This is a genomic window from Siminovitchia sp. FSL W7-1587, from assembly GCF_037963795.1.
Taxonomy (GTDB): Bacteria; Bacillota; Bacilli; order Bacillales; family Bacillaceae_C; genus Siminovitchia; species Siminovitchia thermophila.
The window spans coordinates 2467357-2482875 of record NZ_CP150169.1 but is presented as its reverse complement, the minus strand read 5'-3'; the positions used below and the strand labels follow the sequence as shown (position 1 = coordinate 2482875).

The window sequence follows — 15519 nt, the reverse complement described above, 5'->3', positions numbered from 1 at the left end:
ATGGTCATTTGAATCATCATATAAAAACAAGTACATCTTTACATATGGAAGCCCCTCTTTATGAAATGCTTTGTTTATATGAGGAACAGAACCGCACTTCATTACATGTACCAGGTCATAAGGATGGACGCGTCTTTGACGAAAATTCTTTAAAACATTTTTCCAATCTATTGTCTATCGATGCCACTGAATCAAAAGGGATTGATGATCTGCATCATCCGTCAAATGCGATCAAAAAGGCGCAGCGTTTGGCTGCGGATGCGTTTGGAGCGGATCATACGTTCTTTCTTGTGGGAGGAAGTACGATAGGAAACGTCGGAATAGCGCTCTCCTTATGTCAGCCGGGAAACAAAATTCTTGTTCAACGCAATATGCATAAATCTGTATTTCACGGTTTATTGTTGGCCGGGGCCGAGCCGATCTACATTGCTCCGGCAATGGAGTCCACCACAAAAGCAGCAATGGTGGCGGAACCATATTATATTGAACAGGCTTTAAAGAAATACCCTGATGTGAAAGGAGTGTGGATTACAAATCCAAATTATTATGGGATGAGTCAAGACCTTACCCAATTAGCGGCTATTTGTCATCAAGCCGGCGTACCATTCATTGTGGATGAAGCGCACGGCGCCCATTTTGGCCAAGCGGAAACAGTTCCGCCGTCCGCCCTCTCGAAAGGAGCCGATTTGGTCATACAGTCTACGCATAAAATGTTAACCTCCATGCATATGACCTCCATGCTCCATATGAAAGGCCAGCTCGTTTCCCGTGAACGGTTGGCACAAGTACTCGGTATGATTCAGTCCACAAGCCCTTCATATCCGTTGCTTGCTTCCTTGGATGTTGCAAGACGCCATTTAGTAGAGCGCGGCAGGGAACAGTTAAAAGAAACCGTACAGCGTTTGGAAGACCGCAGAAAAACTCTTTCTGAGAATCTCAAAATACTTTCCATATGGGGAGGAAGTCAGGAAGTATATGCCAGAGATCCTTTGAAGTGGATTGTCTCGTGTAAAAATGAACTTGTTTCCGGATATCAATTGCTGGACCTGTTTTATGAGCAAGGCGCAACCGCCGAAATGAGTGACCCACGCCATGTTGTTTTCTTGTTTTCGCTCCATGAAAAAGAAGGCGATATTGATAAAGTCGTATCCTCCATCAAAAAGGTTGATGAAACATTACAACATTGGTCTGAAAAAGCCAGACCGCCAAAAAAGGAATTGGTTTTTTTTGATCCAGAAGGCACTTTATATCAACCGAAGGTTTCCTTGCGGGACGCCTTTCATATGCCCCGCCGAAAAGCCGCTTTGGACGAGGCAGTCGGCTCCCTTTGCGGAGAAACAGTGCTTCCGTATCCTCCCGGCATCCCGCTCCTTACACCCGGAGAGGAAATCAACCAATCTCATATACAAACGATTAGACACCTTTATGCGATGGGCGCATATTTTCAAAGCCCTTCCGACGATACGATGGAATCCATCTACATCATTGAATAGCCATAAACCATTAAGGACCGCCCGCAAAGGATATATCTTTTAAAAGTAACATACAAATAAAGCTCACAACGTTTAAAAGCAGAGGGGGGTGTCCATAGGCCGAATAATCGACTTATTGAACCCCCCAGCATGTTTATCCAATTTTTACTCTTGATAGCCGTACAATAATCGCAATAAATGTATAAATAAATCCTATGAATCCAACATCTTATCTTTAAAAAGGTCGAGATATCTATATTTCTTTTAAAAGTTTGTATGTATTGTCATGATCATATTTTGAAACTACGCAAGAATTAATTTGCCTGAAACTTAATAAAAAACGTCGTCCCTTCAGACCCTGTCTCAATATCGATTGTTGCATTATGACGGGCAGCAATGGCATAGCACACACCGAGCCCCAAACCGGTGCCATTGTCTTTAGTTGTAAAAAAGGGTGTTCCCAGCTTTTCCATTACTTCAGGACTGATTCCCGCTCCTTGATCCTGCACGGCAAGAACGACATGGTTCCCTTCTTTATATGTTTTAATGGTCAGCACTTGCCCTTCGTTCATCGCTTCAAAGCCATTCCTGTAAAGATTCATTAATAATTGCCTAATTTCATTACGATTTAAGAGAAGTTGCGGAATATCTCCCGTCTCAACAGCAATTATTTGGCTTTGACTGGCCGCGTCGATTTTGATTAAGGGAACGATATCGTGAACAATGGTATTTAAATCAAGCATCTGTAATTCAGATGTCCTTGTATTTCCGATTGAAAGGAATTCCGTAATAATCGCATTGGCACGATCGAGCTCTTCTATCATTAAATCCAAATAGCGTTTGTATTGGATAAATTTATTTTCCATTTTTAATAACTGTAAGAAACCCCGCACCGTCGTCATTGGATTTCTGATTTCATGGCTGATACCCGCTGCCATTTGTCCAATTAAATCCAAGCTGGATAACCTTCTGAGCTCTTTCTCGTATTTCTTCTTTTCCGTTATGTTCTTGAAAAGACAACAGATTCCGTCATCGTATGGATAGGCTACGATTTCATGCCAAACATCTTCATAAACTGAACGCATTTCAAAATGGACAGGAATGTCTCCCCTCATCGCCCGATGAAATTCTTTATACATAGCCGTACCAACTGCCTTTGGAAAAATATCCCATATGCTCTTGCCCAATACTTCTGTCACAGTCTTGTTTTGGGGTAAAAATTGATGTTTATTGATATAAGTAAATTTCCACTCTTGATCCAAAGTGAAGAAACCATCTGTCATTCCATCAATGATGCTTGTCACTTTTTCATTAGCAGCAGCGAGTTCCTTTGTCCTTTCTTCCACCATATTCTCCAGTCTATCCACATACTGTACATTTGAAAGCGTAAGAGCGGTCGCATCCACAATAGACTGGGCCAGCGGGATTTGGACATCGGGGTAAACGTTGAAAGCGGCTATTACCCCCGCCACTTGCCCCATTGAAGCGAAAGGAATCAACAATATACTTTTCATATGGCACTGTCCTTTAAGCCTTTCATCTTCACGCACATCTTCAATAAACAGGATTTGTTTTGCTTTTACAACATCTTGAATCAACGTTGTCAGGCTCTGCCCCAATTCTAATTTATCACCCCATGTTTTTATGAGGGTAATGGTATGTTGGTCACATGGATCCAAGAGATAAGCCGCGAGTTGCCAAGTATGTAAAACCTTTCCCAAGTAGAAAAAACACGTATGCAAACTATCTTCAGATGATGTAGACATGCATAAATCGCGCAGCACTCCCTGCATGAGCCGCTCCTCGGCAATAAGCTCCCGGTGTTTAAATATACCGGCATTCCGAATGGCTACAGAAACCATATGCGCATACACTTCAACCCCTTGGATTTCGGGTTCCGATAGACACATAGGAGTTCTATCATTAAACAAAAAAATGAGGCCGAATAATTCATCCTCAAAGAAAATGGGTGAAGCTAATAATGATTTGATGTTAAACGCTTCCACATAATCCGAAACCAGATGGTGATCCATGGACATATCTGGTATATATAAAGTTTGTTTTGTGTTCATGATTCGTTGAATCATAAGATCTTCTTCTGGATCAAAGATCATTGTTTCGAGCATTACGCCATAACCAGCCATTCTTTTGTATGTTCCATCTTCTTGACGTAAATAAATCCCAGCGGCATTACATTGAAGGATTTCTTCGGATATGGCCACAGCAACAAGTCGCAAAACTTCATTCTGTCCTAATGATGTAATGAGGGTTGCATTCTTTTCATGCTGTATGTATTCCATCTGTTTCCTTACCATCATACAAGGCTCCAATCATCAAATTGTTGTCATAGACCTTTATGCCTATTATATAATACTTACAGCCTATTATTGCACTAAATGTAATACTTATAAACAAATTTTCCCCAAAAGAAGTGACACGAAAAAAAAGCCGCCTCAAAAGAACATGCAGCCAAACTCCACAATTATTTATCCAAAGCAATTTGAACTAATAACCGCGAGTAAAAGCCATACCCCTTTGGGCAACCTCTTTTATACCGTTTTGATTTTTTTAAACTCACTTACATCAAATAACTCATTTAATGCTTCCTGCGTTGCCATCCCGTTAACTGAAATAGTCCCGTCTTTTGAAATTCGAATTTCAATTTTATTGTCAATGCAGGAAAGGTCGCTTTCCAAGTGCTTATAGGCAGGTGATAAAAAGTGAAACCGCTGGTTAGAGGAGCCAACCCAAGGTCGGCTTAAATCAAGCTTTTCTTTCACGAAAGGCCCATCTATCAATAAATCTGTACAGGCGAGCAGGCTTCGGGCTTTCGTTCTATGTTTCAGCTCCTCGTACAGATAACCGGAAAATGTCATCACTGTCAAGCCCGCATTCTTTACCATGCCAGCAAGCTTTCCAAGAGCTTCCGCTTGATCGAAAGGTTCGCCGCCAAGAAATGTGACACCCTCTATATCATTCTCTTCTTTGCTCTTTTCGATTTCCTTAAAAAGCTCCTCAACCGTGATCGTGCTTCCATTCTGTTTTGACCATGTCCAAGGCACCCCGCAACCTTCACAGCGAATAGAGCAGCCTTGCACCCAAAGACAGAATCTTTTTCCAGGGCCTTCAACAGTTGTACAAGACAAGTAACGATGAATAACGAGTTTCATTAGAAGTCAACAATTCTCCCCTCTGATTTTTCCAAGGAACTATTTTCCGTTTCTTCAGGAAAAACAAGGAAAGGTCTCATCTTTTCAGCCAAGTGCGGTTTAATGGCGAGGACTTCTACAAAATGGTCAAACGATGTAAAGCCGTTCGCCCTGCTTCTGGCCTCAACCACTTTTTTGGCGAACAAAGCGCCGATTCCCGGAACTCCTGCAATTTCATCTTCGGAAGCAGTATTAATATCAATCAGTTGAATCGTATCTTCCGGTTTTTCCTTAACTGTTTGTTGAACAGGCGCTACTGTGGACGGAGATTTAACAGTACCCCCATACTCCCGCGTTATCTGTTTCCTCAGCGATTGAATCTCCCGTTCTTTATGGCCGCTTGCCGTCTTGGCTTCAAGCCTTAACAAATACTCTGGTCTTATTTTAAATACATGGATGATCGAAACAGCCCATCCGACTATCAAAAAAACAGCCCCTGCATCTAACATCCAATGTTCTTCCGAAAAAATATTGTTAATAACCATCGTCGTGATAAATATCGATGAATATAGCAGAGCGGCAAAAAACCATTTTTTCTGTTTCACGCGAAAAGAAATATAATAAAAAGAAACATAATTAAAAAATCCGAATGTCAGGATGGCCCAAAGCATCCAGATTGAGTTTCTCAACTCCCACCCTTTTCCCTTGCTGGTGATCGCCATCGACTAATCGCCCTCCTTTATAAACTGTTTATTTTGGCGAACAGACTGGATCTCTGTTTGATAGTATTCTTCTGTATAGTTAGAGTCTATTGTTTCAGCATCCAGCAGTTGTTCAAGCATCTCTATATACTCCAAACAATCCTTTCCCTTGATGCCGATTGTCTCGGCAAAAACTTGGCCGTCCTCTGTAATTTTTATTTGTAATTTTTTATCCCTCAATTTTTCTCACCTGCCGACCACTCACTTACATTGAATGTTAATAAGATGGAACGATCTTTCTGAATTTCTTCCGATTCCAATTCCAACCCTTTTTCCTGGGCCTGTTGCAGCAGCTTCTGGTACGTCTCTTGCTGGATCAAATATTTATACTCTACGTGCAGGTTATCAATAAACTCCAATGCATGTTCCTTTTCTACACTTTCATCAAATACTGCTTCAAAAATTCCCTTGTCATTTTGTTGGAAAAAGATTTTAATATCCCCTACTTCTGCCTGACAATTATCTTCATTAAGTTCATAAACGTTACAGCCATATTGTTCAATGGCTTTTTGCAGCAAATGCTGTCTCTTCATGACTGTTTGGATGCTGTATGTATGGCCGCTTTTTTTCTCGATTAACGAGCCCGCAGCATGTGCCAGTGCAATTCCTACCGGGATCAGTACAAGTTCAATACTCAATGGGCATTTTCCACCTTTCAATCAGATTAAAAGTCGATCGTCCTTCCGCCACGTGATGCCATGATATCACCGATGCCTGCGGCCTCATTACTTTCCGTGTATTCCTCTCGGTCTTCGCGCGGGGTTGCAGCTACAGCCCTGACATTGGCCCAGTCACGGATTCCCTTGATTTGTTCAGCCTGGGTCACTGACAGCGGGATAAACTGTTTACATATCTTTTCAAAATCAGACAGTGTAACACTTCTTTCTTCGTAAAATGCTTCAAATAATCCATTTATGACTACCTGTTCAATTTCTGCCCCGACAAATCCTTCTGTCAATCCGGCAAGTTGATGTAAATTGTTATCATTTATTTGAAAGTCTCCGGTAACGTTCGGATCCTTTAATCTTTTCTGTAAATGAACCTTGAAAATTTCGACCCGCTCTCGATGCGTCGGCAAATCGACAAAAAATATTTCATCAAATCGGCCTTTTCGCAGCAATTCCGTAGGCAGGCTCGAAATGTTATTGGCTGTCGCTATGACAAAAACCGGCTTCTCCTTTTCCTGCATCCACGTTAAAAAATGGCCAAAAATACGGCTGGCCGTACCTCCGTCGCCGGATGAATTTAAACCGCTGAATCCCTTTTCAATCTCATCAATCCATAAGATAGAAGGTGCAATGGCTTCAGCCGTTTGAACTGCTTTTCTCATATTCTCTTCACTGCTCCCGACAATCCCGCTGAAAATTTTTCCTATATCCAGTCGTAATAAAGGAAGCTGCCACATCGCGCTGATCGCTTTGCTGATTAAACTTTTCCCACATCCAGGCACACCTGTTATGAGCACACCTTTTGGAGCCGGCAGACCGTATTTTTGGGCAGACTCCAGCCACGACTTGTTTCTTTTTCGCAGCCAGCGCTTTAAATTTTCCAACCCCCCAATGTCATCCATATTCAAGCGGCTATTGACAAATTCAAGAATCTCCGTCTTTTTGATGATCTGTTCCTTTTCTTCTAAAATCACTTCTACATCATGAATAGATAGTTGTCCATCCTCTACCATTGCGCGTGCAAAAGCATTTTCCGCTTCAGACAACGTAAGTCCAAGTGCTGCCTTTACAAGTTTTTCTTTTTCCTCTTCACTCAGATTAACTGCAATTCGTCCGGTTTGTTTATTAACCTCAATAAGATCGTCCAAAATTTGTTTGATCTCATGAAAAGTGGGCAAGTCAAAATCGACGATTGTAATATCTTTCTCAAGATCATGCGGAAGCCTTAGTACAGGAGAAAGAAATACAACATTTTTAGGATTTGGACTGCGTTTCAACTTCAAGCTGATATCCCTTAATTTACGGATAATTTGATGGTCTGGAGTGCGTCCTTCGTCCCCAAAATAAATATGAAAGTCATGCAGGACAAAAATAGCAGGCTCTTGATAATTCTCAATAAGTTCCAAAGCTTTAAGCGCAGATTTTGTATCTCCTTTTCCGTTAGCCTCTCCTTCAATCCCGGTCGTAATTTTCCATGTGATGACTTTTCTTTCTGTTTTAATTAATGCCTGATTGGAAGCAATCGATTCTATGAGTGAAAGCACTCTGTCCTCTTCCCATGTAGCTATATAAAGGAAAGGAAAACGTGCTTTAAACAGATTGGCCATTAGCTTTTCCCGATCAAACTTTTTCTCCATTTTTCCATCCCCCTGTAAATTCTTACAAACTATTAAATTCTATTATATTAAAACATTGGAGCTGTGACTATGTGTGCAGATAAATTGTTTTGGGCATAAGAGGGTGATCCTCCTTTATTGTTAAAATAGCTGACTTGCAGCTATGGGTACTTATGGCAGCGGAACCAATCATGGCAGAAGCATGCAGAGCCCCGATTCACGAACATTAATCTTCAGAAACCGGAACATTATCTATACAGCACTCGGCTTCACATCAATGAGGGGCACTTCTCGATTTCTCTCATGTCATTCCATTCATTATGCTATAATTTTAAGTGTAAAGTTTGAAAAAATGACGGGCCCCTACCTTAAGGTCATGTCCTAACTCCCGAACCCACACTAAAAAGAAAGCTCGAATATTTTGATATCGTAAAAGGATGCATGGTTATCTATTCTCTATTGGGGCTGTATCATTGCCTGCTTTAGTCCGCTTTTCATTGGAAAAGACCTTGAAACACTTTTGTTCACCATACCTTTTGCAACCCTGTTCATATCTACTGGATATAAAATACATAACGAACCATTCAACAAGGACCGATTAAAGAAAATCCCAATCAAAGACATCAAAAAAACGACACTAGAAAAAAATCCATTCGCATCTTTGGCACATTCAATAGACAGGTTCGAAATCATATACGACGATTCTAACTTTAAAGTGGCACTTGTTTCACCAAAGGATAAATAAGCATATGTCTCTATGTTAAAGAACCACTCCATTTGAAGTTGACCGCCATTTAGACCCATAAACACTTAGCCATTTAGCAGGTATATCCTTTATGTAAAACGATAGCATGTTGATTATATTTTTGTCTCTTTAAAGCTTGACATGTTCCGATTTTCCCCTTTCATTTTTTGTAATGATCCTTTTCGTAACACCCGTGAAAAAAAGAGGTTCCTGTCATTAGGCAGAATCGTTTTCAGATTTTCTATTGTTGCATATGAAAAAGATTGTATGTGAGTCGATATCATTTCGTTGTTGACGCACTTGCTTATTTTTCGCTCCATATGCATGTGGCAGAAACAGACGCAAAACTGATTTTTCCAAGGATCAGATTCGACATTTGGCGAATATGAAAATAAAAGAAGGTGAAGGTATGAAAATAAACATGTACACAAGCAATGACCGTTTCATGGCAGGGATGACGATGAAAGATAAAAGCAGGCTTGAAATGAACAACATGGCTCTCCATGTATGTGAAAACCTTGATCATGTTGTAGAAAATCGCCAGAAGTTGGCCGCCTTTTTAAACTGCCGGTTGGATGACTTTGTGTGCGCTCATCAGACGCATAGCGCCAATGTCCATCAGGTGACGGCCGATGACAAAGGGCGCGGTGCCGACCGACCTGAAACGGCCATTCCGAATACGGATGCCTTGTACACATATGAGCCGAATGTATTGTTATGCTGCTTTACTGCCGATTGTGTCCCAGTGCTGTTTTACAATGAGGCAAACGGTCTCATTGGTGTTATTCATTCCGGATGGAGGGGCACGACTAAAGAAATTACCTTGAAGATGTTTGAGCACGTCATACACGCGGAGGGCTGTCATCCGGGGGATTTCCGTGTTCATCTTGGCGCAGCTTTGAGCCAGGAAAAATTTGAAGTTGATGAGAATGTGTACACAAAATTCAAAGACCTCGGTTATGCTGATGACTTTATTTATTTCAATGCCGAAACAAAAAAATATCATATAGACAACCAGCTTACCGTCAAAAAACAATGTGAACTCATCGGCATCCCTTCTGAGCACATCACCCTTGACCGGACTTGTACCTATTTAAACAAGGGTGGATTCTCCTATCGTCAAGACAAGACATCTGGAAGACATTTGAGTTTTATCATAAGAAAAACATAAGACGCTGTCCGAAGCTTTTCATTATAAGAATATACAATCTATTGGCCACCCTCCTACTCCAAGCACGAATAACCGGGTCGGGTGACCATTTTTTGTTTTTTCTCCGTTGGACAAGAATAACCATCTATTGGTCTTTAGGGATCTTTTGACAATCTCTTTTGTCATATTATAGCTTTTTTTCTCACAATATAGAAAAATATGCTAGAAAAACTTGATAACATATATTAAATAATATATGATTATAGAAAATCGATAAAAAAGGAGGAGGAGTTTTGTCCTAAATGAAAACGCTTCACATTTGAAATCTCAATATTAGGGGGAGTGAAAAGATTTGCAATTTATGGCCCATAGAAAAATAAAGTGGTTTTTTCAACTCATGGCATTAATCAGCTTAATCTTTCTGTCTGCCTGCGGTGGAGGAAGTGAAAGTACAGACGCTAAAAAAGACAAAAGCGGGAATGGCGACGGAGGTGGCCAAGAACATGAATTTGACTTCTCACACTTTTTCCCACCCACACATTTTATGGAAGAGGAAATTCAGACATTTGCCACTGAACTAGAAAAAGCGACAGATGGCAGGATAAAGATCAATTCTTATCCCGGAGCCTCTTTGGCGGCGCCGGATGAACATTTTGATGCCGCTGCCACCGGTTCAGTCGATTTGGCTTTAAGCGTTCATGGTTATACACCCAATCAATTTCCATTAACCTCTGTGATGGAACTGCCATTTATGTCGAAGTCCGCGTTGGAGGGCTCCGATCATTTATGGGAATTATACAACGAATTTGACGAATTCGATGATGAATATGCCGGAACGATTCCTTTGTGGCTGTATACGACGGATCCCGGTCAACTATTTACGGTCGGAAAACAAGTGAAAAGTGTGGATGATTTGAAAGGCATGAGAATTCGTTCCCCTTCGGCTGAAACAAGTGAGTGGTTAAAAGCACTTGGAGCTACACCTGTATCCATGCCCATGAACGAAAATTTTGAAGCCTTGGAACGCGGCGTGGTGGATGGAACCATTGCACCCTGGGAAGCTATTAAAACATGGGGATTGGATGAAGTCATTGACTATGCGACGGTTGGAAACTTTTATTCTACTACCATGTTCGTTGTCATGAATGAAGACATCTGGAATGACCTGAGCGAAGAGGATCAAGCAACGATGAAAGAATTGACCGGTAAGAAAATGGCCGAGCAAACAGGAAAAGTTTTTGATAAATTCGGACAAGACGCCATTGAACAAGCCAAAGAAAAAGGGATTGAAATTCACGAATTAAGTGAAGAGGAATTGAAAGATTGGCGAAAATATATCAACCCTACCATTGAAAAATGGATTAAGAACGTTGATGAAAAAGGGTTGCCTGGACAAAAAGTGTATGATCGAGCAGTTGAATTAAGCAACAAGCAGGAGTGAGGCTTAAACCATGGCCAATATAGTAGAGAAGGCGGAAAAAATATTAAATAAGATAGTGGATATTCAACAGTTCATTTCAAATATGTTTCTTATTTTTATTATGGTGTTGATCACATTGGATGTGGCAGGCAGAAATTTTTTGAACAAACCATTAAAAGGAACGTATGAAATGACGGAACTCGGTGCGGCCCTGCTTGTTTTTTTTGCATTGGCTATTACACATCGTCATGGGGATCATATCACGATTGATTTTCTCGTTGACCGATTGTCAACAAAAGCGAAACATGTTTTAAATGGCGTTATTGAAATCGTCATAACGTTTACACTGTTGTTTATGGCGAGGCATATTTTTGATAACGGGCTCCGTTTCATGGAGAGGAAAACAACGACATCAGACTTGGCTCTTTCTATTCACCCTTTTTTATTTGTGATTTCCTTTACACTTGTGATCTTTGCGCTTACAGCCATATTTAAAGCGATTACACATTTCAGCTTGGTGGTGAATAAGAAATGAGTCCGGAATTGTTGGGTATTTTAGGGATTGTTACGTTACTGCTGTTATTTCTCATGAAAGTGCCAATCAGTGTATCACTGATCATTGTCGGCACATTCGGACTAGCCATGATCAGGGGTTGGGAGTCGGCACTTGTTCAATTGGGAACTACTCCCTTTTCGACGGCAAGCTCCTATTCCTTAAGCGTCATTCCCTTATTTATTTTAATGGGGATGTTCTTGTCTTATAGTGGATTTGGAAATGATTTGTACACCGCCGTGGACTCATGGATCGGGCATGTAAAAGGCGGGCTTGCGATGACAACGATTGGCACAAGTGCTTTGTTTTCGGCCATTTCTGGATCTGTCAACGCAACAACCGCCACAATGGCGAGAATCGCGTTGCCCGAGATGAAAAAATACCGTTATGATGATGCATTATCCACTTCATGCGTTGCCGCCGGAGGCACCCTCGGCATCCTGATCCCACCAAGTGTCATCCTTGTGCTCTATGGTATTCTAACGATGGAACCAATCGGCAAGTTATTAATCGCCGGCCTCGTTCCAGGTATACTACAGATGGTTTTATTCATGCTGGCCATCTACATCATCGTGCTAAGAAATCCTGATGTAGCTCCGGTAACTGGAAAAAAAGCATTAAAAGTAAAAATAAAGTCCTTATCAAGTGTTTGGCCATTTCTTTTTCTGTTCGCGTTAAGTATCGGAGGAATTTACTTTGGGTTTTTTACACCGACGGAAGCCGGCGGTGTCGGAGCTTTTGGGGCATTTTTATTAGCAGTTGCAACGCGAAGATTAAAATGGGACGATTTTAAATCATCGTTAAATGAGACGACCCGATTAACTGCCATGATCTTCTTTATTTTGATCGGCGCTGATATTTTCAGCAAATTTCTGGCATTAAGCAAAATTCCGGTCGTCATTACGAAGTTTGTATCCAATCTAGATATGTCGCCAATGATCATATTGGTATTCATTTTAATCGCCTATTTCATTTTAGGTCTTTTTTTGGAAGGGATCGCCATATTTGTCTTAACGCTGCCAGTCGTGTACCCGTTAATTACAATGCTGGGATTTGACGGTATTTGGTTTGGAGTCGTTATGATCTTCGTCATGAATATCGGCTTATTGACTCCCCCGCTCGGTTTAAGTGTTTATATTATTAGCGGGGTTGCCAAAGATGTACCCATTCAGCGTATTTTCAAAGGGGTCATCCCGATGTTGCTTATGATGATTGTATGTTTGGCGCTCGTTGTGATTTTCCCTGAAATCGTTACTTTTTTACCCGATTATATGAAATGAAAAGAGGCAATCCAACTGCCGATGGTTCGGCCTTGGATTGCCTCCCTTTATACAGTTAAGGATTGGTCGACCACAATCCGGCTGATTTGATAAAGACGCGGGGATGCAATTTTAATTGTGCAACCATGACTTCAGCGATATCTTCCGGCTGCATTACTTTTTCCGGATTACCATCCGTCAAGTTTTCCGCAAACGCCAAATCAGTGGCGACAGTGCTCGGGGTTAACGCGGTCACACGGATATTATGTTTTCTTGCCTCATACATGAGGGATTCGGTAAGACCCAACACGGCAAACTTGGATGTGCTGTATGCACTCATAACCGGCCCGCCTTTTTGCCCGGCAGTAGAAGAAATATTGATAATATCTCCGGACTGCCTTTCTATCATATCTGGCAGAACCGCTCTTGTAACATAATACATTCCCATCACATTGACATCAATAATTCGTTTGAACTCCTCAGGAGTAAGGTCTAGAAACTTTCCAAACTTGGCAATTCCCGCATTGTTGATCAGAATATCTATTGGACCAAGCTCCGATTTTACATGGTCAACGGCGGCCATCACCGAGTCGTGATCCGATACATCCGCTACTGCCACAGTTACGTTGACCTCGTATTCTTCAAGTTCTTTGGCCACTTTTTCAAGGTTGTCAAACGTTTTGCCAATTAGACCTACATGGATGCCTTCTTTCGCAAAAGCAATGGCGGTTGCTCGCCCAATCCCTCTGCCGGCTCCTGTAATTAAAGCATTTTTCCCCTGTAAGTTCCGCATGTCAACTCTCCTCGTATAGTATATTTAAGCTTCCTAGTTGAATATACCATGTCACCAAATCCATCGCCAAATCTTTCGATTCATGCCATGTACTATTTACGGGTCTGCAATCCTACTTTATGAAGATAAAGACATCAAGTACCACAATAGGTGACATAAGGAGCCGTTGAAGCAGGCACCGTACAGTATTCTGCTTGTTCTTCTGTATAGGCATAAGGGGTGGAAAGAATGTTATGCAAACGTTCAAGCACGCTGTAGTCTTCTTTTTCCACTGCCGCTTCCAGCGCCTCTTCTACGCGGTGGTTCCTCGGAATGACGGAAGGATTGCTTTTCCTCATGAGCTCCTGGGAGGAAGCGGTTGATTCTTGTTGCCTTTCCATCCTATCCCGCCATCTTTTTTGCCACTGGGTAAATCTTTCTGTTTTAAAAAGATCCATTCCTTCCAACCGGTTCATCGTTAATGCCCGAAAAGTATTCGTATAATCCGCGCGATGATCTTTCATCAAATCAAGGAGCTCGGTAATCAAGTTTTCATCCTGAGGCTCATCATTAAAAATGCCGAGTTTAGCCCTCATTCCCGCAAGCCAATGGGAATGAAACAGCTCCGAAAATCCGGAAACCTCTTCTTGCGCCATTTTTACCGCTTGCTCTGGTTCTTCATGCAAGAGCGGCAATAGCGTCTCAGCAAACCGGGCAAGATTCCATCCTCCAATGATCGGCTGGTTCTGGTAAGCATACCGGCCTTGGGTATCAATAGAACTAAATACAGTATCAGGATCGTAAACATCCATAAAAGCGCAAGGCCCATAATCAATTGTTTCTCCGCTTATAGCCATATTATCTGTGTTCATGACTCCGTGAATAAAACCAACAAGCTGCCATTTGGCGATCAGCTCCGCTTGGCGGTTGATCACTTCCTGAAGCAAAGAGAGATACTTGTTTTCATCATCTGCAATCTCCGGAAAGTGCCGCTTAATGGTATAATCGGCTAAAATTTGAAGCTTATCGACTCCGCCCCATCTGACAACATATTCAAAAGTTCCCACCCGCAGATGGCTGGCCGCCACACGTGTCAAAATGGCACCCGGAAGCTTCGTTTCGCGCCAGATGAGCTCCCCCGTTGTCACAACAGCCAGACTGCGGGTTGTAGGAATACCAAGCGCATGCATCGCCTCGCTGACAATATACTCGCGCAACATCGGTCCCAGCGTCGCCCGGCCATCCCCCCCGCGAGAGTAAGGCGTTTTGCCTGAACCTTTCAGTTGAATATCCATCCTGTCACCTTGCGGTGTGATCTGCTCACCCAATAGTACTGCCCGCCCGTCACCCAACATAGTAAAATGGCCGAATTGATGTCCCGCATACGCTTGTGCAAGCGGCTCAGCCCCAGCCGGTATGCTGTTTCCGGCAAACACCGCTGCTCCTTCACCACTTTGAAGCGCTCCCACATTCAACCCCAAAGACTCAGCCAACTGTTCATTCAGAATAACCAATTTGGGCGAGTGGACAGGGGTAGGGCTTATGCTCGTATAAAACAAATTCGGCAACTGTGCATAGCTATTGTCAAAGTTCCAACCTGTTTGGTTATATCTACTCATTGCATCTCCTTTTGTTTTACAAAATTGATAGTGGCCATTTTTATCCCGCATGTAAGGTGCCGTACTACTCCTACTTCAAGAGCCTTGAGTTGATACAAAAGGTCTAAGTGGAAGAAAACGGCACCTAAATGCCCGATTGTTCAACTAACATTCAGTAGGAGATGAAGAAAACTCCTACTGAATGAAGTTTCACTTTATAATCTTGCTTTTGTTTATGTATTATACTCTTTTGGATGCATCTTTTGTATGGAAAGTGACAAATTGCTTATAACGTGCCGATGTTTATATGACTGCTAGTAATTCATCAACGCAGTGTTTGTTATACATGGATTGGC

At 41.9% G+C, this 15519-nt stretch carries 14 protein-coding genes; 6 read left to right on the top strand and 8 right to left on the bottom strand.

Annotation, left to right across the window (positions count from 1 at the left end; all coding sequences use genetic code 11):
* The first annotated feature begins 8 nt into the window (after positions 1-8).
* Complete coding sequence (locus NST31_RS11670) at positions 9-1493, top strand: aminotransferase class I/II-fold pyridoxal phosphate-dependent enzyme (RefSeq protein ID WP_236017015.1); 1485 nt, start codon at positions 9-11, stop codon at positions 1491-1493.
* A gap of 293 nt (positions 1494-1786) precedes the next feature.
* Here NST31_RS11670 and NST31_RS11665 read toward each other — a convergent pair whose 3' ends face one another.
* The 6 genes from NST31_RS11665 to NST31_RS11640 form a co-directional block, all read right to left on the bottom strand.
* Positions 1787-3772: a GAF domain-containing protein gene (locus tag NST31_RS11665; RefSeq protein WP_339165531.1), complete on the bottom strand. Its 1986-nt coding sequence runs from the start codon at positions 3770-3772 to the stop codon at positions 1787-1789.
* A 249-nt stretch (positions 3773-4021) separates the two neighbouring features.
* Complete coding sequence (locus NST31_RS11660) at positions 4022-4642, bottom strand: 4Fe-4S single cluster domain-containing protein (protein WP_205178984.1); 621 nt, start codon at positions 4640-4642, stop codon at positions 4022-4024.
* The gene (locus NST31_RS11655; protein WP_205178986.1) at positions 4642-5343 is read right to left on the bottom strand and encodes a helix-hairpin-helix domain-containing protein; all 702 of its coding nucleotides are present in this window, start codon (positions 5341-5343) and stop codon (positions 4642-4644) included. The genes NST31_RS11660 and NST31_RS11655 overlap by 1 nt, the downstream gene beginning before the upstream one ends.
* A gap of 3 nt (positions 5344-5346) precedes the next feature.
* Complete coding sequence (locus NST31_RS11650; RefSeq protein WP_205178988.1) at positions 5347-5562, bottom strand: DUF2997 domain-containing protein; 216 nt, start codon at positions 5560-5562, stop codon at positions 5347-5349.
* Positions 5559-6020, bottom strand: coding sequence for a hypothetical protein (locus NST31_RS11645; RefSeq protein ID WP_205178990.1), 462 nt, complete (start codon positions 6018-6020; stop codon positions 5559-5561). The genes NST31_RS11650 and NST31_RS11645 overlap by 4 nt, the downstream gene beginning before the upstream one ends.
* Positions 6021-6046: 26 nt before the next feature.
* A complete protein-coding gene (locus NST31_RS11640; RefSeq protein WP_339160732.1) occupies positions 6047-7687 on the bottom strand; it encodes an AAA family ATPase in 1641 nt (546 codons plus the stop codon).
* A 499-nt stretch (positions 7688-8186) separates the two neighbouring features.
* Between NST31_RS11640 and NST31_RS11635 the strand changes: the two genes are divergently transcribed.
* From NST31_RS11635 to NST31_RS11615, 5 genes are all read left to right on the top strand, one after another.
* Entirely contained in the window at positions 8187-8411 is a 225-nt protein-coding gene (locus tag NST31_RS11635) for a PH domain-containing protein (RefSeq protein ID WP_268920958.1), read from the top strand.
* A gap of 409 nt (positions 8412-8820) precedes the next feature.
* On the top strand, positions 8821-9582 hold the full coding sequence (gene pgeF / locus NST31_RS11630; RefSeq protein WP_077112621.1) for a peptidoglycan editing factor PgeF: 762 nt from the start codon (positions 8821-8823) through the stop codon (positions 9580-9582).
* 340 nt (positions 9583-9922) lie between these two features.
* Positions 9923-11002, top strand: a complete 1080-nt coding sequence (locus NST31_RS11625; protein ID WP_339165530.1) for a TRAP transporter substrate-binding protein — start codon at positions 9923-9925, stop codon at positions 11000-11002.
* A 10-nt stretch (positions 11003-11012) separates the two neighbouring features.
* A complete protein-coding gene (locus NST31_RS11620) occupies positions 11013-11516 on the top strand; it encodes a TRAP transporter small permease (RefSeq protein ID WP_339160731.1) in 504 nt (167 codons plus the stop codon).
* Positions 11513-12814 (top strand): TRAP transporter large permease, encoded by a 1302-nt coding sequence (locus NST31_RS11615; protein ID WP_339160729.1) that lies wholly within the window; start codon positions 11513-11515, stop codon positions 12812-12814. Before NST31_RS11620 ends, NST31_RS11615 begins: the two co-directional genes overlap by 4 nt.
* Before the next feature lie 55 nt (positions 12815-12869).
* On the opposite strand, the gene NST31_RS11610 is transcribed toward NST31_RS11615, so the two are convergent.
* Positions 12870-13586 carry a 3-ketoacyl-ACP reductase gene (locus NST31_RS11610; RefSeq protein ID WP_339160727.1) on the bottom strand — a complete coding sequence of 239 codons (717 nt, stop codon included), beginning with the start codon at positions 13584-13586 and terminating at the stop codon, positions 12870-12872.
* Between the two features lie 134 nt (positions 13587-13720).
* Positions 13721-15184 (bottom strand): YdiU family protein, encoded by a 1464-nt coding sequence (locus NST31_RS11605; protein ID WP_339160725.1) that lies wholly within the window; start codon positions 15182-15184, stop codon positions 13721-13723.
* Positions 15185-15519: the final 335 nt, after the last annotated feature.